The 19811-nt window shown below is 76.9% G+C and carries 18 protein-coding genes; 9 read left to right on the forward strand and 9 right to left on the reverse strand.

Features of this window, described 5'->3' with window-relative positions; genetic code table 11:
- The first annotated feature begins 66 nt into the window (after nt 1-66).
- Together BLW63_RS00435 and BLW63_RS00440 are read left to right on the forward strand one after the other, a co-directional pair.
- The gene (locus BLW63_RS00435; RefSeq protein WP_244522256.1) at nt 67-1440 is read left to right on the forward strand and encodes a cytochrome P450; all 1374 of its coding nucleotides are present in this window, start codon (nt 67-69) and stop codon (nt 1438-1440) included.
- A 152-nt stretch (nt 1441-1592) separates the two neighbouring features.
- Complete coding sequence (locus tag BLW63_RS00440) at nt 1593-1796, forward strand: hypothetical protein (RefSeq protein WP_091150340.1); 204 nt, start codon at nt 1593-1595, stop codon at nt 1794-1796.
- 560 nt (nt 1797-2356) lie between these two features.
- Here the strand turns inward: BLW63_RS00440 and BLW63_RS00445 are convergent.
- A complete protein-coding gene (locus BLW63_RS00445; protein ID WP_091150342.1) occupies nt 2357-3205 on the reverse strand; it encodes a cytochrome b5-like heme/steroid binding domain-containing protein in 849 nt (282 codons plus the stop codon).
- Nucleotides 3206-3477: 272 nt separating this feature from the next.
- Between BLW63_RS00445 and BLW63_RS00450 the strand changes: the two genes are divergently transcribed.
- Nucleotides 3478-5457 (forward strand): tetratricopeptide repeat-containing protein, encoded by a 1980-nt coding sequence (locus BLW63_RS00450; protein WP_091150344.1) that lies wholly within the window; start codon nt 3478-3480, stop codon nt 5455-5457.
- Between the two features lie 33 nt (nt 5458-5490).
- On the opposite strand, the gene BLW63_RS00455 is transcribed toward BLW63_RS00450, so the two are convergent.
- The 6 genes from BLW63_RS00455 to BLW63_RS00480 form a co-directional block, all read right to left on the reverse strand.
- Nucleotides 5491-6441: a DUF4231 domain-containing protein gene (locus tag BLW63_RS00455; RefSeq protein WP_091150346.1), complete on the reverse strand. Its 951-nt coding sequence runs from the start codon at nt 6439-6441 to the stop codon at nt 5491-5493.
- A gap of 117 nt (nt 6442-6558) precedes the next feature.
- Nucleotides 6559-7563 carry a TIR domain-containing protein gene (locus tag BLW63_RS00460; RefSeq protein ID WP_091150348.1) on the reverse strand — a complete coding sequence of 335 codons (1005 nt, stop codon included), beginning with the start codon at nt 7561-7563 and terminating at the stop codon, nt 6559-6561.
- A gap of 81 nt (nt 7564-7644) precedes the next feature.
- Entirely contained in the window at nt 7645-8163 is a 519-nt protein-coding gene (locus BLW63_RS00465) for a hypothetical protein (protein ID WP_091150350.1), read from the reverse strand.
- A gap of 139 nt (nt 8164-8302) precedes the next feature.
- Nucleotides 8303-8614, reverse strand: coding sequence for a hypothetical protein (locus BLW63_RS00470; protein WP_139263441.1), 312 nt, complete (start codon nt 8612-8614; stop codon nt 8303-8305).
- Nucleotides 8615-8755: 141 nt separating this feature from the next.
- Nucleotides 8756-9529: an AfsR/SARP family transcriptional regulator gene (locus BLW63_RS00475; RefSeq protein WP_091150353.1), complete on the reverse strand. Its 774-nt coding sequence runs from the start codon at nt 9527-9529 to the stop codon at nt 8756-8758.
- 93 nt (nt 9530-9622) lie between these two features.
- Nucleotides 9623-10369: an AfsR/SARP family transcriptional regulator gene (locus tag BLW63_RS00480; protein WP_091150355.1), complete on the reverse strand. Its 747-nt coding sequence runs from the start codon at nt 10367-10369 to the stop codon at nt 9623-9625.
- A gap of 193 nt (nt 10370-10562) precedes the next feature.
- Between BLW63_RS00480 and BLW63_RS00485 the strand changes: the two genes are divergently transcribed.
- Entirely contained in the window at nt 10563-13340 is a 2778-nt protein-coding gene (locus tag BLW63_RS00485; RefSeq protein WP_091150357.1) for an ATP-binding protein, read from the forward strand.
- A gap of 25 nt (nt 13341-13365) precedes the next feature.
- On the opposite strand, the gene BLW63_RS00490 is transcribed toward BLW63_RS00485, so the two are convergent.
- Nucleotides 13366-13824 carry a nuclear transport factor 2 family protein gene (locus tag BLW63_RS00490; protein ID WP_211516946.1) on the reverse strand — a complete coding sequence of 153 codons (459 nt, stop codon included), beginning with the start codon at nt 13822-13824 and terminating at the stop codon, nt 13366-13368.
- A 366-nt stretch (nt 13825-14190) separates the two neighbouring features.
- Here BLW63_RS00490 and BLW63_RS00495 point away from each other — a divergent pair, with 366 nt between their 5' ends.
- The 5 genes from BLW63_RS00495 (at nt 14191) to BLW63_RS00510 (ending at nt 19168) form a co-directional block, all read left to right on the forward strand.
- Nucleotides 14191-14628, forward strand: coding sequence for a VOC family protein (locus BLW63_RS00495; protein ID WP_244522302.1), 438 nt, complete (start codon nt 14191-14193; stop codon nt 14626-14628).
- Nucleotides 14629-14672: 44 nt separating this feature from the next.
- Nucleotides 14673-14861 carry a bleomycin resistance protein gene (locus BLW63_RS26540; protein WP_170856569.1) on the forward strand — a complete coding sequence of 63 codons (189 nt, stop codon included), beginning with the start codon at nt 14673-14675 and terminating at the stop codon, nt 14859-14861.
- 390 nt (nt 14862-15251) lie between these two features.
- The gene (locus BLW63_RS00500; RefSeq protein ID WP_091150359.1) at nt 15252-16583 is read left to right on the forward strand and encodes a dihydrolipoyl dehydrogenase family protein; all 1332 of its coding nucleotides are present in this window, start codon (nt 15252-15254) and stop codon (nt 16581-16583) included.
- Nucleotides 16584-16856: 273 nt separating this feature from the next.
- Nucleotides 16857-18077, forward strand: coding sequence for an epoxide hydrolase family protein (locus BLW63_RS00505; protein WP_091150361.1), 1221 nt, complete (start codon nt 16857-16859; stop codon nt 18075-18077).
- An 11-nt stretch (nt 18078-18088) separates the two neighbouring features.
- The gene (locus tag BLW63_RS00510) at nt 18089-19168 is read left to right on the forward strand and encodes a thioredoxin family protein (protein ID WP_091150364.1); all 1080 of its coding nucleotides are present in this window, start codon (nt 18089-18091) and stop codon (nt 19166-19168) included.
- 15 nt (nt 19169-19183) lie between these two features.
- On the opposite strand, the gene BLW63_RS00515 is transcribed toward BLW63_RS00510, so the two are convergent.
- A complete protein-coding gene (locus BLW63_RS00515) occupies nt 19184-19786 on the reverse strand; it encodes a TetR/AcrR family transcriptional regulator (protein WP_091150366.1) in 603 nt (200 codons plus the stop codon).
- Nucleotides 19787-19811 lie beyond the last annotated feature (25 nt).

Below are 19811 nucleotides of genomic sequence, written 5' to 3' on the forward strand. Positions count from 1 at the left end.
TGGGAGCACGCCGGCGGCGGGCCGGCCCCGGTCGTGGAGGGGACGGCGAGGGCGATGGTCGAACTGGTGCACAGTGCGGTCCGCTGGACCACCACCCACGGCGCGTTGCGACTGGCGATCCGGGCCCGCGCCCGCGCGGGCAACCCGGACGCCCAGGTCATGACCGACCCCGCCCTCCGCGCGGACCCGTACCCGCACTACGAGCGGCTGCGGACGGCGGCCCCCTTCGCCGACGGGGCCCTGGCACGCGTGAGCGTCCACCACGACGTGTGCACCGACGTGCTGCGCAGCGAGGACTTCGGGCAGATCGGCGCCCACCTGACCGACCGGCTGCCGGCTGCGTTCCGGCTGGCGCTGCGGCTGGCCGGCGACCGGCCGGGGGTGAGCCCCATCGAGCCGCCGTCGATGGTCGCCGTCGACCCGCCCGAGCACACCCGCTACCGGCGGCTGGTCAGCCGGGCGTTCAGTGCCCGGGCCGTCGCCGGGCTGCGCGAGCGCACCCGGCAGATCGCCGACGAGCTCCTCGACGACCTCGAACGCGAGGCCGCGGCGCACGACGGGCAGGTGGACCTCGCCGCCCGCTACGCCAGCCTGCTGCCGGTCACGGTCATCTCCGAGATGCTGGGCGTCCCGGTGGCGATGCGCGAGCAGTTCCTCGCCTGGGGCGACCGCGCCGCGCCGGTCCTGGACCTGGGCCTGGACTGGGCCACCCACCGCGACGTCGAGCGCACCCTCGCCGAGCTCGACACCTGGTGGCGCGAGCACCTGCGGCGGCTGCGCCGGGACCCGGGCCCGGACCTGCTGTCGAGCCTGGCCACCACGGTCGACGACGACGGTGGCGGCCTCACCGAGACCGAGCTGCGGGCCACCGCCGCACTGGTCGTCGGCGCCGGGTTCGAGACCACCGTCAACCTCATCGGCAACGGCGCCGCCCTGCTGTTCGCCCACCCCGGCCAGCGCCGGCTGCTGGCCGAGGACCCGTCGCTGTGGCCGAACGCGGTCGACGAGGTCCTCCGCGTCGACCCACCCGTGCAGCGGACCGGACGCCGGGCCAGGCGGTCCACCACCGTCCACGGGGTCCCCGTCGCCGAGGGCGAGTGGCTGATCCTCCTGCTCGCCGCGGCCAACCGGGACCCGCGGGTGTTCTCCGACCCGCACGTCTTCGACGTCACGCGTCCCAACGCGCGCGACCACGTCGCCTTCGCCGGCGGCATCCACTTCTGCCTCGGCGCCGCGCTCGCGCGGATGGAGGGCGAGGTGGCGCTGCAGGCGCTGTTCGAGCGTTTCCCCGACCTCGGTCCCGCGGGTCCCGGGCGCCGCCGCGGCACCGTCATCCTGCGCGGTCACGAGTCCCTCCCCGTCGTCCTCGGGTCCGCGGCCCGGCGCACGCCCGGCGCGGGCGGGCACGACCAGGAGCCGGTCGGGACGAGCCCCGCCTGACCCGGTCGGGTCGCGGCCGGGGCGTATCTTCCGGCGCCGGTCGGTGCTCTGCTCGGGAGAGGGGCACGGGCAGCGCGCCCCGGCTGTGGAGGAGCGACCCCCATGACCACGACGGATCGCGGCCGCCGCCCCTCACTGACGAGGTCCTCCCGGTGAACACCTACGACCCCGCGGACCTGACCGTCTACGTCCACCTGGCCGGACCGGCGCACGCCCGCTCGTCCCCCGCGAGCGTCGGGACGACGTGCACCCCGCTGCCGGCCCAGTACGCCAACCAGTCCCCGCGGACCCGGCTGCCGCGCCGCCCGGCCCGCACCGGCAGCGGACAGGCCGCGGCGGCGCCGTCCGGCGCGTGAGGGTGGGCCGTCACCGGGGCGGACCCGGCGGCCGGCGGTGCCCGCGCGCCGCTCGGCCGGGTCGCTCCGGGATACGTCCGTTCCCGGCGTCGGACCTCCCACCTCCTGGGCGCGGCTCGCCCTCGGTGACCCTGGCACGCGAGAGGACGCTCGAGCAGCGCAGGTGTCGACGTACCCCAGCCCCTTCACGCAGCCCTCCCGCTCCTCGCGGTCGAGTTCGCGTCCGGTGATGTCACAGGCGGCCCGGATGGGCTCATCCCGTACTGCCCGGAGTGGTGAGAGGTCCCAGATGCCGACCGTGCCGCCGTCGCCGGCGGCAGCCAGGGCCGGACGGTCCGGGGCCGACGCGACCGCGTCGACCGAGACGGCTCGCACGTCCAGGGGCTCGCCGAGCTCCCGCGGGCGGTCCCGGCCGGTGAGGTCCCACAGCACGACGGCGCCCTCGGCGCCGGCGCTGGCGAGGTGCGGCCGGGGACACCGCCACGTCGTGCACGGCTCCACCGCCGGCGGTCGGGTGCCGACCCCGGCCTCCCGGTGGAACGGTCCCCGGAGGCCGGTCGTCAGCCCGCGCGCCGGGTGGTGTGCACTGACAGCGTCGCCGCGCCCGCGCACACGGGGACCGCCTGCGCGGCGAGCCGCCACAGGTCGCCCGTACCGAGGACGGCGTCGCCCCAGATGTCGAAGCACCGGACGCCCCGGGTCAGCAGCGCCTTGGTGGCGCCGATCCGGCGGTCGAGGAGATCCAGCCGGCGCCGCGGCGAACAGCCCGGGAGCAGCCCCCCGCCGGGGCCGCCGGCGACCGTCCGGATCCGCAGCGCCGTCGCGCGCTGCTCCCGCAGCACCCGCTCGGCCAGCGGGGCCAGGACCTCCGCGGCGAACCGCGGCAGGTGCTCGTCGCCGAAGCGGGCCGCGGTGCGCTCGGCCTGCCGCGCGGAGGGGAGGTCGCCGTCCGCCGGGCACGGGTCGGTGCACCCCGCGGAGATGCGGTCCAGCCGGAACGCGTTCTGCAGCGAGACCAGCCCGGAGAGCGCCCCGGCCCACGCGTCGTGCAGCCCCTGGGCACGGCCGAGGGCGGGGCGCACCAGCGGCCCGGCGTCGGTGGCCGCGAGCAGCTGCCGCAGCCCCGGCGTGTCGAGGAGAGCCCGGTCGGCGGCGGTCGTCGCGTCCAGGCCGGCGGAGGCCCGCAGCACCGTCTCGGCGGGGTGGCCCCGGACGAACGCGGTCACGTCGTGCACCCGGCCGTCGAGGGCGAGCCACCAGCCGTGCTCGTCGTCGTTGTGCTCGGCGAGCTCCGCCAGCCCGTGCCCCCGCTCGGCCCGGCCCCCGGGGAGGAGCGCGCCGACCGGGTGGCGGCCGGCCGCCGCGGGCGCGAGCCCCCGTGCCGCCGGCGGGGTGCGGAGCGGTCGCATCACGGCTCCTCATGGACGGTCGAGGCCGCGCGAGGGCGTGGGGTCCCGGCGGGCCGCTGGGCGGACGGGGTCGGTGCTCCTCCCCCAGAGGCGCCGGGTGCCGCCGCTGATACCGGCCGACCGCGGGGTACAGGCCGGGAGGCCGGCCGTCAGCTCCCGGTCGGCCGTCACGACGGCGGACGACGTCCCGCGGCCGGCGGTGACGCCGCGGTGACGGGGCGGTGATGCAGCGGCGTGTCTCATCGCGGTGCCGCCTCCGGAGGGAGCGCCCCGTGCTCGTCGTCCACGCCGGGAACCGCGTCGATGCCGACGGCGCCGGGACCCCCGGCCGGTTCCCCCCGGACCAGGTGGACGTCGTGCGCGCCCGGCTCGCCCGGCTGCTGGCGCACCTGCGCCCCGAGGTCGTGGTCTCCGCCGCCGCGGCGGGATCGGACCTGCTGGTGCTGCAGGAGGCGCTGCGCCTCGGCCTCGACGTCCACGTCGTGCTGCCCTCCACCCGGGACGTCTTCCGCGAGCGTTCGGTGGCCGACCGCGGCGCCGCCTGGACCACGGCCTACGACCGCGTGCTGGACGCCGTGACCGCCGGCGGGGACAGGTACGTCCTGGTCGAGCACGCCTTCCCCGGCACCCATGGCGGGTACTGCGAGGGCAACCAGGCGCTGCTCGACCACGCCCGCGGCCTCGGCGGCCATGGGGAGACCCTGGCGGTGGCGGTCCGGCCACGGGCCCGCCCGGACCGGCCCAGCGTCACGGACGACTTCGTCGACCGCGCCCGCACCCAGGGCCTGGCGTGCATCGACCTCGACCCCGGCGCGCGGCCGGCCGACCAGCCGACCGCCTTCGTCGTCATGCCGTTCGGCACCAAGCCGAGGGGCACCGGGTTCGTCGACTGCGACCAGGTCTTCGGCCGGCTGATCGTGCCCGCCCTCGAGGACGCGGACCTGCGGTGGCAGCGCGCGGACGAGGACCTGGACACCGGCCTGATCCACGTCGGGATGATCGAGCGGCTCGGCAACGCCGACGTGGTGGTCGTGGACACGGTCACGCAGAACCCCAACGTGTTCTACGAGCTCGGGGTGCGCCACGCGTTCGCGGACCGGACGACCGTGCTCCTCGGCCCGTTGGGCGACCCCCCGCCGTTCGACGTGCGCCCGATCCGGCACTTCTCCTACCGGCTCGACGGCGGCCTGCTCGACGAGGCCTCCGCGCTGGCCGCCGTCGGGGCGCTGCGCGAGGTGCTCGACCCCGACCGGCTGCGCGACGCCCGCCGGGACAGTCCGGTGTTCGAGTTCTTCGAGCTCTCCCGGCGGCGCCTCCGGGTCCGCGGCGGCCCGGCGGCCGGCCCGTCGCAGAGTCTGGACCTGCACCAGCGGGTCACCGCTGCGGTGCGCAGCCGGGACGTCGGGGCGCTGCGCGTCCTGCTGGCCGACGTCCGGGCCGCCGCCGTGGACGCCGACCAGCAGCGGCAGCTGCTGCTGCGGCTCGGTACCGCGCTGCGCGACCTGGGCCGGTACGACGACGCGATCGACGTGCTGCGGCCGCTGGCCCTCACCCCCTCCGACGGCTCCTACCTGCTGTGGGCCCAGCAGCTCGCCCTCTCGCTGCGCCGCCGCGGCGAGCGGCAGCTCGAGACCGGCCAGGACCCCGAGCCGTCGTGGCGGGCCGCGCAGGAGCTGCTCGACGAGATCGTCGAGCTGGGTGACGACCCGGAGAGCTGCGGCATCGCCGCGGGCCTGGCGAAGCGGCGTGGGCTGCGCGCCCTGGACGCCGGCGACCGGCTGCTCGCGGCCGAGCACCTGCAGCGGGCGGCGGACCTCTACGAGCGGGGGTTCGCGGCGGCGCCCACCGACTTCTACACCGGGCTGAACGCGGCCACGACCCTGCGCGTGCTCGCCCAGCACCTCGGGGGGCGCGCCGACCAGCTCGCGCGCTCCCTGGACCTGGCCCCGGTCGCGCAGTTCTTCGCCGAGCGGGCGGCGTCGTCGGGAGGCGGGGACTTCTGGGCGCTCGTCAGCGTCGCCGAGCTGGTCCTGACCCGGCACCTGCTCGGCGCCGGACCGTCGGCGCTGGACGTCGAGCGCGCCTACGTGCGGGCCGCCGTCGACGGCGGCCCGACGCCGGACCAGGCGCAGACGGTGCTCGACCAGCTGTCGCTCTACCGGCGGCTCGGGGACGGCGGGGACGTGATCGACCGCGTCGAGGCCCGGGTGCGTCCCCACGTCGCGGCGAGCGCCGTCCCGCCGTCCGGGTGAGGTCCCTGCCGGGTCGGGGTGGCCGGGACGAGGTCATCCCCCCGGAGGTGCGCTCCGCCCGCCTGCCGGCTCGGGGCTCAGCAGGTCGGTCCAGCCCTGGTTCTGGGCGGCGAGGACCCGCTCGACGTCGGCGACGAAGCGCGCCTGCCGGTCCGGTGTCGCCGCGCGCGGGTCGAAGCCGGCGACGAGCGTCTCGAGCTGGTCGGCGGTGGCCGCGCAGGCGGCCGCGACCGCCTGGTGCTGGGTGGCGGCCAGGTGCGCGCCGAACGCGGCGGCGATCGTCGTCGCCGCCGCCGTCCAGGTGGACAGCCGCAACGACGGGAGGAACCCGGTGACGGCCGCGAGGACCACGCCGACCGCGGTGGCGGCCAGCTGCCAGGCGCGCAGCCGGCCGGCGCGCCGGGCGTGCCGGCGGCTCCGGTCCCGGTGCCAGTCCGCCTGGCCCTGCGCGCGGGCGGTCACGTACTCCTGCACCGTGCGCACGGCCGGGAGCGGGCGGTCGTCGACCGGCACGTCCTGCTGGTCCACCAGGGGCGCGGCGGCCCGGGCGCGGACCACGTCCAGCTGTGCCTGCAGCACCTGGGCCCGGTCCGCTCCCGCGTACGGCGCGACGCGCAGCAGGTAGCGGTGGGTCTCCGCCTTGAGCGCCTCCGAGGCGGCCCGGGCACGGGTCCAGCGAGCGGTCTGCTCGGTGGTGAGGAGGTGCGCCTGGAGGAAGCCCGCGAGGCCCAGGGAGACGGCCGCGACCACCGCCGACCCGGTCACGGCGCGGGCGCCCAGCCAGGTCTGCGCCGCCAGCGCCCCCGCGAGCGCACCGAGGACCAGCAGCACCAGGTTCCACAACCGCCACCGGTCCAGCCGACGCCGCGCCGCGTCCGCCGCGACCGACCACTGCCGGTGCCGGCGCCAGACCAGGTCCAGGAGCCGGTCCGGCGCCGGACCGCCGGCCGTGGTCGCGGCGGGCCCCGCGGTCCCGGCGTCCATCGCTGCGCTCCCGTCCCCGGGCTGCGTGCGCCCGACGGTGGGATGCCAGCACGCGGCCGTCACCGCGACGTCACCGCCCGCCGGGCGTGTCCGCCGGCTCCGGGAGGGCGCCGCGACTCACCCGTACTCCCAGCCGGTGACGCTCGACCCGTCGACGCTGGTCACCCGGATGGTGTAGCCCCCGGCCGCGAGCCCGGGCGTGTCGCACCAGGTGGTCGCGCCCACCTCCGCCGTCAGGTCGTCGCAGGTGACGCTCGTCGGGTGCTGGCCCCGGTCCAGCAGGTCGTCGTGGACCTCCTGGGAGACGATCGACCCCGCCACGACCGCCTCCCGATTCGTCCCGACGACGCCCCAGACGCCCAGCCCGGCCAGCACGACGGTGGCCCCGCCGACCCACGCGAGGACGGCCGGGACCCGGGACCGCGGGACCGGCTGGGGCGGCGGCGTCGGGCCGGCCTGGTGGCCGGGCTCGTGGCCGAGAGCGCGCGCCAGCGCCTCGCGCGCCCGCTCCGCCGGGTCGCGCATGTTCTGCGGGTGCTCGAGGAAGCGCCGGACGAGCTCGATCGCGGTGGCCCGCTCCTCGGGGTCTGTTGACCGCAGGCCGCCGGTGAGCGCCGTGACGATCCGGTGCTGCAGGTCGAGGTCGGGGACCAGCGCGTCGAGCTGGTCGACGATCGCGTTCAGGTAGGACAGCGGCGGGGGCGGCGCCGGGGGCAGCGGGTCCGGCAGCGGGCCGGGCGGTGGCAGCTGCTGCACGGCCTGGTAGAGCCGGCCGGCTGCCGCGACGTCCCGCTGGGTGAAGTCGAAGAAGTGGATCGACGCGAACTCCGTCGGCAGGTCCTGCGTGTTCACCGGGGCCACCAGGACCGGCAGGAGCACCTTGCCCAGCGCCAGCGCGTAGCGGCGTTCGAGGGTGCAGGCGTGGGACGCCAGCGACGCCGGCGAGGTGACGGCGAGCAGCACGTCACAGGCCTGGATGCGGGCCACGATCTCGTCCCACCACCGCGCCCCGGAGTGCGCGCCGGCGTCGGTCCAGACGTCGTGTCCCCAGGCGCGCAGCGTCCCGGCGAGCTCCTGGACGATCGCCCGGTCCTCACGGGCGTAGGAGATGACGATCTCCACCGTGTCCCCCAGCTTCGTGGTCGGTCGGGGCAGGAGAGGGGGTCGGCGGCGATCCCCGGCGGAGGTGCGGTGGCGGCCCGGTCACCGGTTCCCCGTCCGGCGGGAGCCGGTGCCCTCCACGCGGGAGGCGGTCGGGCCCATCGCCTGGCCGGCGTGCGCTCCCGGTGCGCCCGGCACGCCTCCCCCACCGCCGTCGGCCGGCCGTCCCGTCGGCTCCGGCCGCCGGGGCGCGGGCGGCCGGACGGGCTCGGCCGGGCGCGCTCCCCCGCCGTGCTGCGGCCGACGGTCGCCGCCGGGGACCTCCTCGCCGGGACGGGGGCGGGGCAGGGCGGCGCCCGCGCCCGCCAGGGCCTCGCGGAAGCCCTGCGCGTACCAGAGCGGTGCGTTGAGCGGGAGCCCGGCGGGGACCGACCCCTCCCCGGCGTCCCAGACGAGGCGGGCGAGGTCCTCCGGGGCGAGCCCGTGGCACCACGGGCCGATGGGGGCCGGCTCCCCCGGCGGCTCGAAGCCGGCGGCGAGGCGCCCGTCGGCCCGGCCCAGCTCCCGCGCCACCCCGAGGGCGTGCAGGAACGGTGACTGCGGCTCGTCGTTCGCGGTCACGGCCGACCTCCAGGACTCTCGGGGCTTGCGCGGTCCCCATCTGCGGTCGCCGGCACGGCGGCCCGCAGGTGGTGTCAGGGAGAGCCCGCAGCGGGGTCCTGTGATACCGCTGGGACCGCGGTGCCGCTGACGGCGGGGTCTACCCGGTGCGCTCGAGCACGTCGGTCGGCACCCGGACCCCGGCGATGGTGATCGCGTCCGGCACCGGGGTCGTCCCCCGGGCGGCGAGGTCACCGGGGTCGGCGAGCTTCTCCTCGACGACGAACTGCACCGACAGCTCCGGCGTGCGGCGGCCGTCGGTCACCTTGGGGCCGATGCCGACGGAGGCGACGTTCGGGTCGTCCAGGTAGCGCTCGCCCTCGGTCCGCAGGAACCGGCGGAGGGCCCGGAGCAGCTCTGCGTACGGCACCTCGTCGGGCTCCTGGTCGGAGCCGGCTGGCTGACCGGGCATGCTGCGGTCCCTCCGGTTGCGGCGCGGACGGTCGACGCGGCCGCGGGGCCCGGCCATCCCCCCGATCGTGGCCGGACCCCGCCCCCGCACCCGACAGAGCACGCAGCCGGGTCGCCTGATACACCGGGCGGCGCACCGCGCTCAGGACGCGACCCGGCCCCCACCGCCCAGGTGCTGGACCAGCCGGGTGAACCGGTCGCTCGGGTCGAGGCCGAGCTCGTCGCGCAGCATCGTCCGGAAGTGCCGGTAGGTGCGGACGGCGGCGGCCACGTCGCCCTCGGCCAGGTGCACCCGGACCAGCAGGCGGTGGGCGCTCTCCCTCAGCGGCTCGCTCCGGACGGCGGCGAGCGCGGCCTCGACCGCCTCCGCCGGCCGGCCGGCCGCGGCCAGCCGCGCGCCGAGGGTCTCCAGTGCGTACAGCCGCAGCTGCCGCAGCCGCTCCCGCTCGATGAGCACCCAGTCGTCGTGCCAGCCGGGCAGCAGGTCGCCGTCCAGGTCCGGGCGCGGCAGGGTCAGGTCGTCGAGCGGGGTCCGCGGGTCCCGGACGGTCGCCGCCCAGTCAGCGAGCTCCCGGACGTCGGCGCGCACGCCGGGGGCCAGCGCCAGTGCGCCGCCCGCGGTGTCGAGCAGCCCCGGCGCCAGCCGGCCCAGCCGCCACAGCGCCGAGCGCAGGCTCGCCTGCGCCTGGTCCTCGGAGACGTCGCCCCAGAGCTGACCGGCGACCGCCGAGCGGCCCGGCCGCCCCGCGAAGCACACGCAGGCGACCAGCCGCTGCACGGCCGGGGGCACGACGTCCCGCCGGACGGTCCTGCCCGGGCACGCCGTCTCGATGCGGAAGCCGTCCAGGAGGCCGACCCGGGGCGCGGGCCGGTCCGCGACCGGCCACGCCGACGTCGTCCGCTCCCGACCGTCCATGGGGTTCCCCTCTCCACCGGTGGACGATCGGCAGAGGCGGGCGGCGGCGGGCCTGATACAGCCCGGGCGCGATGACGGGCGGCCGGACGCCGGTCAGCGCACGACCGGCTGCAGCGGGCGGATGCTCCGCACCAGCCGCGCCATGTGCTCGCTGGGACGGGCGCCGATCTCGTCGGCCAGGAGGGCCCGGAACTGCTCGTACACCCGCAGCGCCTCGGCCACGTTGCCCTCCGTCAGGTGGACCCGGACCACGGTCCTGTGGGCGCTCTCGCGCAGCGGCTCGGCGCGCACCGCCGCGTACGCGGCCTGGAGCGCGTCCCCGTAGCGCCCGGCGGCCGCCAGCCGGACCGCGACCTGTTCGAGGGCGTGCATCCGCACCTGCCGCACCCGCTCGCGCTCGAGCATCACCCAGTCGTCGTACCAGCCGGGGAGCAGCTCGCCGAGCAGGCCGGCATCGGGCAGCTCGACGTCCTCGAGGCCGGACCGCGGGTCCCGCACCCGCCGCACCCAGTCGTCCAGCTCGCGCACGTCCACCCGGACGCCGTCGGCCAGCGAGAGGCGACCCGCGGACACGGTCACGAGGCCCGGCGCCGCCTTCTGCAGCCGCCACAGCGCCGAGCGGAGGCTGCCGTGGGCGTGCTCCTCGGAGACCTCCGGCCACAGCTGGCCGGCGACGGTCGACCGGGGTGGCCGCCCGGACAGGCACAGGTGCGCGATGAGGCGCTGCACGCCGTGCGGGAGCTCCTCCAGCGCCGACGACGCCCCGCCCGCGCCGAGCTGGACCCCGAAGCCGTCGAGGAGCGTCACCCGGGCCCGCACACCGACCCCCACGTCGACCACCCCCTCCACGTCGACGGTGCCACTGATCGGAAGATAGGCACGGTCGCAACGGATGGTCAGGGTCCAACTACCCGCGCTCCGGGGACCCGGCCCGTCGCCCGGTCCCGGCCGAGTCGAATGGCGGATGTGGGTGCCCGCGGTCCCACCTAGCGTGGCGGACCCGGGATCCCCCGGCCAGCCCTCAGGAGTGGCGATGCCCAGTCCCCGGTCCGGACCGGTGCTGCGGGGCCGGCGCAGCGAGTGCGAGCGGCTGAGCTCGCTGGTGGCGGCCGCGGAGGCCGGCCGCAGCCAGGTGCTGGTGCTGCGGGGCGAGGAGGGGATCGGCAAGACCGCGCTGCTCGACTTCCTGGTCGGCCGCGCGACGGGGTGCCGGGTGGGCCGCGCGGCCGGCGTCGAGTCGGAGACGGAGCTCGCGTTCGCCGGCCTGCACCAGCTGTGCAGCCCCCACCTGGAGCGGCTCGGCGAGCTGCCCGACCCGCAGCAGGAGGCGCTCGGCACCGCGTTCGGCCTGCGGACGGGCAGCACACCGGACCGCTTCCTCGTGGGCCTGGCGGTGCTGACCCTGCTCTCCGGGGTGGCCGAGGAGCGCCCACTGGTCTGCGCCGTGGACGACGCCCAGTGGCTGGACCGGGCCTCCGCGCAGGCGCTGGAGTTCGTCGCCCGTCGGCTCGTGGACCAGCGCGTGGCGATGGTCTTCGCCGTGCGCGACCCGGACGAGGAGCCCCGGCTGTCCGGGCTCCCGGAACTGGTGGTGCGGGGCCTGGGCGCCGGCGACGCGGCGGCGCTGCTGGAGTCGGCGGTGCCCGGCGCGCTCGACCCGCGGGTGCGCGACCGCATCCTGGCCGAGAGCCACGGCAACCCGCTGGCCCTGCTCGAGCTGCCGCGGGCGCTGTCGGCGACGGACCTGGCCTTCGGGGGCGACGCCGGCCCGGGCGCCACGCCGCTCGTCCAGCGCCTGGAGCGGGGGGTCCTGCGCCAGGTGGGGTCGCTCCCGGAGCCGTCGTTCCGGCTGCTGCTGACCGCGGCCGCCGACCCGACCGGTGACCTGCCGCTGCTGTGGCGCGCCGCCGAGCGACTCGGCATCGAGCCCGGGGCCGCGGCCGCCGCCGAGGCCCCGGGCCTCGTCGAGCTCCGCGACCGGGTCCGGTTCCGGCACCCGCTGGTCCGCTCCGCGGTGTACCGCGCGGGCACACCGGCCGGACGGCGCGAGGTCCACCGGGTGCTCGCCGACGTCACCGACCCCGGCCTGGACCCCGACCGCCGGGCCTGGCACCGCGCCCGTGCCGCCGTGGGCCGGGACGAGGACACCGCCGCAGAGCTGCAGCGGTGCGCCGGCCGCGCCTTCTCGCACGGCGGGCTGCCGGCGGCGGCGGCGTTCCTGGCGCGGGCCGCCGCACTGACGCCCGATCCGGCGCGGCGGACCGGCCGCTGCCTCGACGCCGCCCAGGCCAAGGTGCACGCCGGGTCGTTCGACGACGCCGCCGAGCTCCTGGCGTCGGCCGGGGAGGGCCCGCTCGGCGACGCCGAGCGGGTCCGGCTCGACCTGCTGCGGGCGGAGGTGACCTTCGCCGCGGACCGGGGCAACGAGTCGCTGCCGCTGCTGCTGCCCGCGGCCCGCCGGCTGGAACCGCTCGACGCGCAGCTCGCCCGGGACACCTACCTCGACGCGCTCTGCGCCGCGCTGTCGGCCGGGCGCCTGGCCGCCGGGCCCGGCGTGCGGCAGGTCGCCGAGGCGGTGCGGGAGGCGCCGCCGCCGGCCACCCCGCGCAGGGGGGACGCGCTGCTGTCCGCGCTCGCCGTGCTGTTCACCGAGGGCCTCGCTGCGGCGGCGCCATCCCTGCACCGAGCGGTGCGCGCGTTCGTCACCGAGGACCTGACGCTGGACGAGGCGTTGCGTGCCGCCTGGCTCGCGGCGACGTCGGCGGCGGCCCTCTGGGACGACGGCAGCTGGGACGCGCTCACCCGCCGGCACCTGGAGATCGTCCGCGACGCGGGCGCCCTCAGCGCGCTCCCGCTGGCCCTCCACACCCGTGCCGTGGTCCACCTCTTCACCGGCGAGCTGGCCACGGCGGCGTCCCTGGTCGAGGAGACCCGGTCGGTCACCGAGGTGACGAGGAGCAGCCTGGCCCCCTACGGCGAGGTCGGCCTGCTCGCCGTGCGGGGGGACGCCGAGCGGGCCGAGCCGCTGATCCAGCGCTGTCTCGAGGACGTCACCGCCCGCGGCGAGGGAGCCGGCGTCACCGTGGTCCAGTGGGCCCGGGCCGTGCTGTGCAACGGGCTCGGCCGCTACGGGGAGGCGCTGCACGCGGCTCGGGAGGCGGTCGCGTGCCCGCCGGAGCCCGGCGCGGCCCAGTGGGCTCTCGCCGAACTCGTCGAAGCGGGGGTGCACGCCGGGGATCCGGCAGCGGCCGCCGCCGCGCTCGAGCGGCTCTCCGCGACGACCGGGGCCAGCGGCACGGACTGGGCGCTCGGGGTCGAGGCCGGCAGCCGCGCCCTGCTGCAGCAGGGGCGCGCCGCCGAGGACTCCCACCGGGAGGCCGTCGACCGGCTCGCCCGCACCACCGTCGCGGTCGGGCTGGCCCGGACCCAGCTGCGCTACGGCGAGTGGCTGCGGCGGGAGGGACGCCGCGTCGACTCCCGTGTGCAGCTGCGGGCCGCCCACCGGTCACTGACCTCGATGGGGGTCGAGGCGTTCGCCGGGCGCGCGCGGCACGAGCTCCTGGCCACCGGCGAGACGGTGCGCCGGCGCACGGTGGAGACCTCCCGGGAGCTCACCGCGCAGGAGGCCCACATCGCTCGGCTGGTCGCGCAGGGGCTGACCAACCCCGAGATCGGCGCCGCGCTGTACCTCAGCCCCCGGACGGTCGAGTGGCACCTCCGCAAGGTCTTCACCAAGCTCGGGGTCAGCACGCGCCGCGAACTGCGTCGCCCGCAGCCGGCTGCGCCCGACCCCGGCACCCGGCCGCGCTGACCGGGGCGCCGCGCCTGCCGCCGGCTCAGCCCGGCCCGTCCGCCCGCGGCGGCACGGCGGGCGGCGGGTCCGGCTCGCGGGGGTCGAACCGCTCGACCCACCGGGCGCGCCAGGCCGGCGGCTCCCAGGGCTCGCCGAAGTAGATCCGCTCGCGGACGACCCGGTCCCCGCGGAACTCCATGATCCCGACAGCCAGCACGGGCCGGTCGTCGTAGTGGATCGTGTACTCGTTCACCCACAGGTCGTGGCAGCCGGTGGTCCGGTGGAGCTCGAACCGCTGGCGGGCCGGGTACGTGGACCGGAACCCGGTGATCGCCGCCCTGCCGCGGAGCCGCTCACCGCCCTGCGGCCACTCGACGACGGCGTCCTCGGCGTAGATCTCCGAGGCGCGGGCGATCCGGTCGCCCGGTGCGCCGCCGGCGGCCCCGACGTCCGAGGCGGCGAAGTGCGCCTCGATCGCCGCGCGTGCCCTCGCGTCGTCCACCGTGCCTCCTCGCCGGTCGTGTCCTGGTCCTCGGGCCGGTCGCGCCTCGGCCGGTGCCGACCGGCCACCGCGATCCTCGACCGTCACGCCGCCACGGACGGTGTCGGAAGGCATGTCACCGCCTCTCGTCGGGCGCCGGGGGGGCGCCGACCCCGGGTCGACTGTCGGGGCACCGGGTCCCCGTCGCCCCCGTGGGATCCCCTGGTCCCTCCCTGGTGCGATGCGGCGGAGCACACCACCGGCCGGGGACCGGGCAGCGGACCAGGGAGTCCCCCTGGTGCGATGCGGCGCTCGACGGCGCGAGCGTGTCCGGGCCGGCGACGACCCGGGTGCCGGCCCCGCGACGACGAGGAGCACGCCGTGGACATGAAGCTCGAGGCCGTCGTCATCGGCGTCTCCGACGTCGACCGGGCCAAGCACTTCTACAAGGGGCTCGGCTGGCGGGAGGACGCCGACTTCATGATCGACGAGGGCTTCCGCGCCGTCCAGCTCACGCCGCCCGGCTCGCCCTGCTCCATCCAGTTCGGCCTCGGACTCCCCCCGGCGAGGCCCGGTTCGGTCGCCCTGTTCCTGGCCGTACCCGACATCGAGGCGGCCCGCGCCGAACTGATCGCGCACGGGGCGGACGTCAGCGAGGTCTTCCACGACGCGGGTGGCGGCCTGGCGGTGCGCGCGGATCCCGCGACGCACGCGCCCGGGCCCGACCCGGAGCGCCGCAGCTACGCGTCCTACGCCACCTTCGCCGACCCCGACGGCAACCGGTACGTGGTGCAGGAGCTCACCACGCGCCTGCCCGGCCGGTGACCCACCCGACCCGCTGACACCGATCGACGAGAGGAGACGACGAGATGGACGACCCGACGCTGGCCCGCCTGCTCCGGGAGGCCGAGGAACACCACGGGCGGTACGAGCCGGTGGGGCCCCCGCACCACTGGTCGGACTGGTACGCCGGCTACGTCGTGGCGCGGCAGCAGGGCCGCACCCCCGACGAGGCCGTCGCCGACGCCACCCTCGTGATCGAGGGCGCCCCGCACTGACCGACGGGCGGCCCGTCCCGTCGGCGCGCGGGGTGCGCACCCCCCGGCGCGCCGCAGTCGGTCGGACAGGACCCTGCTCCGGCGCCGCCGCGTCCGCGCCGGGTGCGCGCTGCCGCAGGGTCCTGGTGACCGGCGCCCTCGAGGGGCTCCTCGTGGACGGTGGTCCCGACGGCGGCACGGAGCCGGCCGGGCCGCGAGGACGGGGGCGGCGACACCAGGGACTCCCACGGGCGCGACGGGACGGCCCGGACCACGACCGTCGGGACACCCCGCTCCTCCTGGCCGGTACCGACGCGGAGCGCAGCGGCCCGGGCCCGGCGGGATCCGGAGGATCCTCTCGGCGAGACGCACCACCGCCGGGCGCAACGGCGACACACCCGAGGAGCGGTCATGGACTACGACGTCATCGTGGTGGGCGGCGGAGCCCCGGGAGAGCACTGCGCCGCGCGGCTCGCCGAAGGCGGCCGCAAGGTCGCCATCGTCGAGCGGGAACGGGTCGGCGGGGAGTGCTCGTACTGGGCGTGCATCCCGTCGAAGACCCTGCTGCGGCCCGGTGAGGCACTCGCCGGGGCGCGGCGCGCGCCGGGCGCCGCCGAGGCGGTGACCGGCCGGGTCGACCCGGCCGCCGCGTTCGCCTGGCGGGACTTCATGGTGTCCTCCTACGACGACTCGGGTGCCGCGAAGTGGGCCGAGGGCGAGGGCATCGACGTCATCCGCGGCCACGGCCGACTCGCCGGCCACGGCCGCGTGCGGGTCGACGACGTCGTCCACACCGCCGACCACGTCGTCCTGGCCACCGGCTCGGACCCGTTCATCCCGCCGGTTCCCGGCCTGCGCGACCTGCCCGGCTTCTGGACCAGCCGCGAGGCGACGAGCATGACCGAGGTCCCCCGGCACCTGCTGGTCCTCGGCGGCGGCCCGGTCGGCGTGGAGATGGCCCAGGCCGTCACCCGCCTGGGCGGCACTGCGTCGATCGTCGAGGGCATGGACCACCTGCTGCCCCGCGAGCCGCGGGCCCTGGGGACCGCGCTGGGCACGGCGCTCGCAGCCGAGGGCGTGGGGCTGTACTACGGCCAGATGGTGTCCGCGGCGCGGCACGAGGACGGCGAGTTCGTGCTCGAGTTCCCCGGCCGGGAACCGCTGCGGGGCGACCGGCTGCTCGTGGCCACCGGCCGGCGTCCCCGGGTGCACGACGTCGGCCTCGAGACCGTCGGCATCGAGGAGCTGCGCCTCGACGCCCGGATGAACGCCCGCGAGGGGTTGTGGGCCGTCGGCGACGTGATGACGCCCTGGCCGCTGACCCACGTCGGCAAGTACCAGGCCCGCGTGGTGGCGTCGAACATCCTGGGCCGGCCGCGCGCCGTGGACTACTCCGCCGTCCCGCGGGTGACCTACACCGATCCCGAGGCCGCCGCCGTCGGGGCCGCCGACGGCCCGGTCACGGTCACCGTCCCGCTGTCGCAGGTGGCGCGGACGGCGACCTACACCCGCTCCTACGACACCGAGCCCGGCTTCCTCACGCTCTTCTCCGACGGGACGCGGCTGACCGGGGCCTACGCCCTCGGCCCCGGGGCCGGCGAGTGGCTGCAGCAGGCCACCCTCGCCATCCGGGCCCACGTGCCGCTGGAGGTGCTCGAGGACGTCATCCAGCCCTTCCCGACCTTCTCGGAGGCGTTCCTGCACGCCCTGCTCGAGCTCCGCACCACGGCTGCCGTCGCGTGACGTGGTCGCGCCCCTGACCGTCGGAGGCGCACCGGGTCGGTCGCGGTGCCGGCCAGGCTCGGAGGGACCACCACGACCGGACCCCGATCGCGGACCACGCCTGCCCCTCCGACCGGCGGTTCGCCGCGCCGGTCGACCGCGCCGGCCCGGGTCGATGCGGGGGTGACGGTCACACCAGTGGGGACCAGGGAACGGACCAGGGACTGCGACGGGCGCGCGGTGCCCGCGACACCCACCAGGCTCTCCACCGTTCCCCGACCACGGAGGCCGACCATGTCCGTCACGACCGAGAAGTTGCCGGGCGCCACGGCGATCCGCCCCTTCCACGCGGACGTCCCCGAGGAGGCGCTCACCGACCTGCGCCGGCGCATCGCCGCGACGCGGTGGCCCGAGGCGGAGACCGTCCCGGATCACTCGCAGGGCGTGCCGCTCGCCGTGATGCAGGAGCTGGCGCGCCACTGGGCCACGGACTACGACTGGCGCGCCTGCGAGGCGAGGCTGAACGCGCTGCCGCAGTTCACCACCGAGATCGACGGCCTGGAGATCCACTTCGTCCACGTCCGGTCCCGGCACGAGGACGCACTGCCGATCGTCGTCAACCACGGGTGGCCCGGCTCGGTCATCGAGCAGCTCAAGATCGTCGACCGGCTCACCGACCCGACGGCGCACGGCGGGAGCGCCGCGGACGCGTTCCACGTGGTGGTCCCGTCGATGCCCGGTTACGGGTTCTCGGGCAAGCCGACGGGCACCGGCTGGGGGCCGGAGCGCATGGCCCGGGCCTGGGCGGACCTGATGGGGCGGCTGGGCTACACCCGCTACGTCGCCCAGGGCGGCGACTGGGGTGCCTTCGTCGTCGACCAGATGGGCCTGCAGGCGCCCGAGGGGCTGCTTGCCGTGCACACCAACATGCCGGCCACCGTGCCCGCCGACGTCAACGACGCCGCACTGGCGGGTTCGCCCCCGCCCGCCGGTCTCTCCGCGGAGGAGCAGCGCGCCTACGAACAGCTGATCCGGACGTTCGGGCAGGTCGAGTACGCCCGGTACATGGCCGCCCGGCCGCAGACCCTGTACGGCATCGCCGACTCACCGGTCGGCCTCGCCGCCTGGCTGCTCGACCACAACGACGCCGACGGCCAGCCGGCCGTGGCGGTCGTCGCAGCCCTGGACCGGCACACCAGCACGACCGGTGAGCTGACGCGGGACGAGGTGCTCGACAACATCACGCTCTACTGGCTGACGAACACCGGCGTCTCCGCGTCCCGCCTCTACTGGGAGTACCGGGGCGGCTTCTTCGACGCCAAGGGCGTCACCATCCCCGTGGCCGTGACCGTCTTCCCGGGTGAGCAGTACGAGGCCCCGCGCAGCTGGACCGAACGGGCCTATCCGAACCTGATTCACTACAACCGGGTCGACCGGGGCGGCCACTTCGCCGCTTGGGAGCAGCCGCAGCTGTTCGCCCAGGAACTGCGTGCCGCCTTCCGGTCCCTGCGCTGAGGGAGCGTCCCATGGCTTCTCACGACCACCTGATCGACGCCGCCCGCCGTCTCGGGCAACGGTTCCGCCACGACGCCGTCCGGGCCGAGGACCGCGGGCCGGCCGACGGCGAGGACGCCCTCTGGCCGGCCGAGGACGAGTTCTCCCTCGCCGGAGCGACGGACTGGCTGAACTCCCCGCCGCTCACCGGCGCGGACCTGCGCGGTCGCGTGGTGCTGGTCGACTTCCGGACCTACACGTGCATCAACTGGCTCCGGTCACTGCCCCACGTCCGGGCCTGGGAGGAGGCCTACCACGACTCCGGGCTGGTCGTGGTGGGCGTGCACTCACCGGAGTTCTCGTTCGAGCACGACGTGGACAACGTCCGCCGTGCCATGGGGGACCGGTCCATCGGCCACCCCGTCGCGATCGACGACCAGTTCGCGGTCTGGCGGTCCTTCCACAACCACTTCTGGCCGGCCCGCTACCTGGTCGACGCCGCGGGACGCCTGCGCCACCACAGCTTCGGCGAGGGCGGGTACGAGGAGGACGAGGCGGTCCTCCGGCAGCTCCTCGGCGAGGCCGGGGCCGGCGATCTCGGGCCCGAGCCCGTGCCGGTCGACGCCCGCGGCATCGAGGCCCCTGCGGACTGGGACACGCTCCGCTCCGCGGAGACCTACCTCGGCTACGACCGGACCGCCGGGTTCGCCTCCTCCCCCGACGTCGTGCCGGACCGGCCGCACACCTACACGGCGCCGGAGCGGCTGCGCCTCGGGCACTGGTCCCTCGCGGGCAGCTGGACGGTCGGTGCCGAGTCGTCGTCCTCCACCGAGCCCGGCGGGCGCCTCACGTGCCGCTTCCACGCCCGGGACCTCCACCTGGTCGTGGCGCCGCCGGCCGGGGCCACGGTGCGCTTCCGGGTGCGGCTCGACGGCCGGGACCCGGGCCCCGACCACGGCCTCGACGTCGACGGCACCGGCTCCGGCTCCGGCACGGTCACCGAACCCCGCCTGTACCAGCTCCTCCGTCGGCGCGGCGCGGTCACGAGCGGGACCGTCGAGGTGGAGTTCCTCGACCCCGGCGTGGCGGTCTACGCCCTGACCTTCGGATAGCCCGCCCGGGAGGACTCAGTCGCGTCCGGGAGCCAGGCCGGCCACGACCTCCCCCAGCCGCACGAGCGTCTGCTGCGCGGCCGTCAGCAGCGAGCCGCCCCCCTGCGCCCGCCACGATCGGAGGGCCACCCGCAGCACCAGGATGCCGATCCCGGCCTCCAGCAGGGCCGCCGGGTCCGGCGCCGGCAGGCCGCGCGACCTCGCGAGACCCGCCGCCAGTGCACTCTCCATGTCCCGCTGGACCGTCAGCGTCCGCTGCATGAGCCGGGGGTGCCCGAGCACGATCTGGTCCCGCAGCGCGAGCACGTCCTGCTGCGACTCGAGGAAGGCCGCGAACTCGCCGAGGACGACCGGCAGACGCTCCGCGTCCGGCACCTCGGCGCCGGCCTCGAGCGCCCTGTCGAGCGCCGCGGTGAAGTCTTCCCGGTAGGCGAAGACGACCTCCTCCTTGGTCCCGAAGTGCCGGTAGAAGGTGGCGGGAGCCACACCGGCCTCGGCGCAGACGTCCTCCACCGTGACGTGGTCGAACCCTCGGGCGCGGAAGAGCTCCAGCGCCGTCGCCTCGATCCGGGCACGCCGCTGCTCCCGCGAGCCGGCGACCGGACTGCTCGGAGGCATGCCGCCTTCCTCCTGTTCCGCAGCG

Source organism: Geodermatophilus africanus (assembly GCF_900107105.1).
GTDB lineage: Bacteria > Actinomycetota > Actinomycetes > Mycobacteriales > Geodermatophilaceae > Geodermatophilus > Geodermatophilus africanus.

Bases quoted from the DNA above. Each gene is read 5' to 3' on its own strand.
- BLW63_RS00475 (WP_091150353.1), bottom strand. From the start codon at position 9,529: ATGGACGGTCGGGAGCGGACGACGTCGGCGTGGCCGGTCGCGGACCGG.
- BLW63_RS00510 (WP_091150364.1), top strand. From the start codon at position 18,089: ATGGCTTCTCACGACCACCTGATCGACGCCGCCCGCCGTCTCGGGCAA.
- BLW63_RS00495 (WP_244522302.1), top strand. From the start codon at position 14,191: ATGAAGCTCGAGGCCGTCGTCATCGGCGTCTCCGACGTCGACCGGGCC.
- BLW63_RS00455 (WP_091150346.1), bottom strand. From the start codon at position 6,441: ATGGACGCCGGGACCGCGGGGCCCGCCGCGACCACGGCCGGCGGTCCG.
- BLW63_RS00445 (WP_091150342.1), bottom strand. From the start codon at position 3,205: ATGCGACCGCTCCGCACCCCGCCGGCGGCACGGGGGCTCGCGCCCGCG.
- BLW63_RS00500 (WP_091150359.1), top strand. From the start codon at position 15,252: ATGGACTACGACGTCATCGTGGTGGGCGGCGGAGCCCCGGGAGAGCAC.
- BLW63_RS00470 (WP_139263441.1), bottom strand. From the start codon at position 8,614: ATGCCCGGTCAGCCAGCCGGCTCCGACCAGGAGCCCGACGAGGTGCCG.
- BLW63_RS00515 (WP_091150366.1), bottom strand. From the start codon at position 19,786: ATGCCTCCGAGCAGTCCGGTCGCCGGCTCGCGGGAGCAGCGGCGTGCC.
- BLW63_RS00485 (WP_091150357.1), top strand. From the start codon at position 10,563: ATGCCCAGTCCCCGGTCCGGACCGGTGCTGCGGGGCCGGCGCAGCGAG.
- BLW63_RS00505 (WP_091150361.1), top strand. From the start codon at position 16,857: ATGTCCGTCACGACCGAGAAGTTGCCGGGCGCCACGGCGATCCGCCCC.
- BLW63_RS26540 (WP_170856569.1), top strand. From the start codon at position 14,673: ATGGACGACCCGACGCTGGCCCGCCTGCTCCGGGAGGCCGAGGAACAC.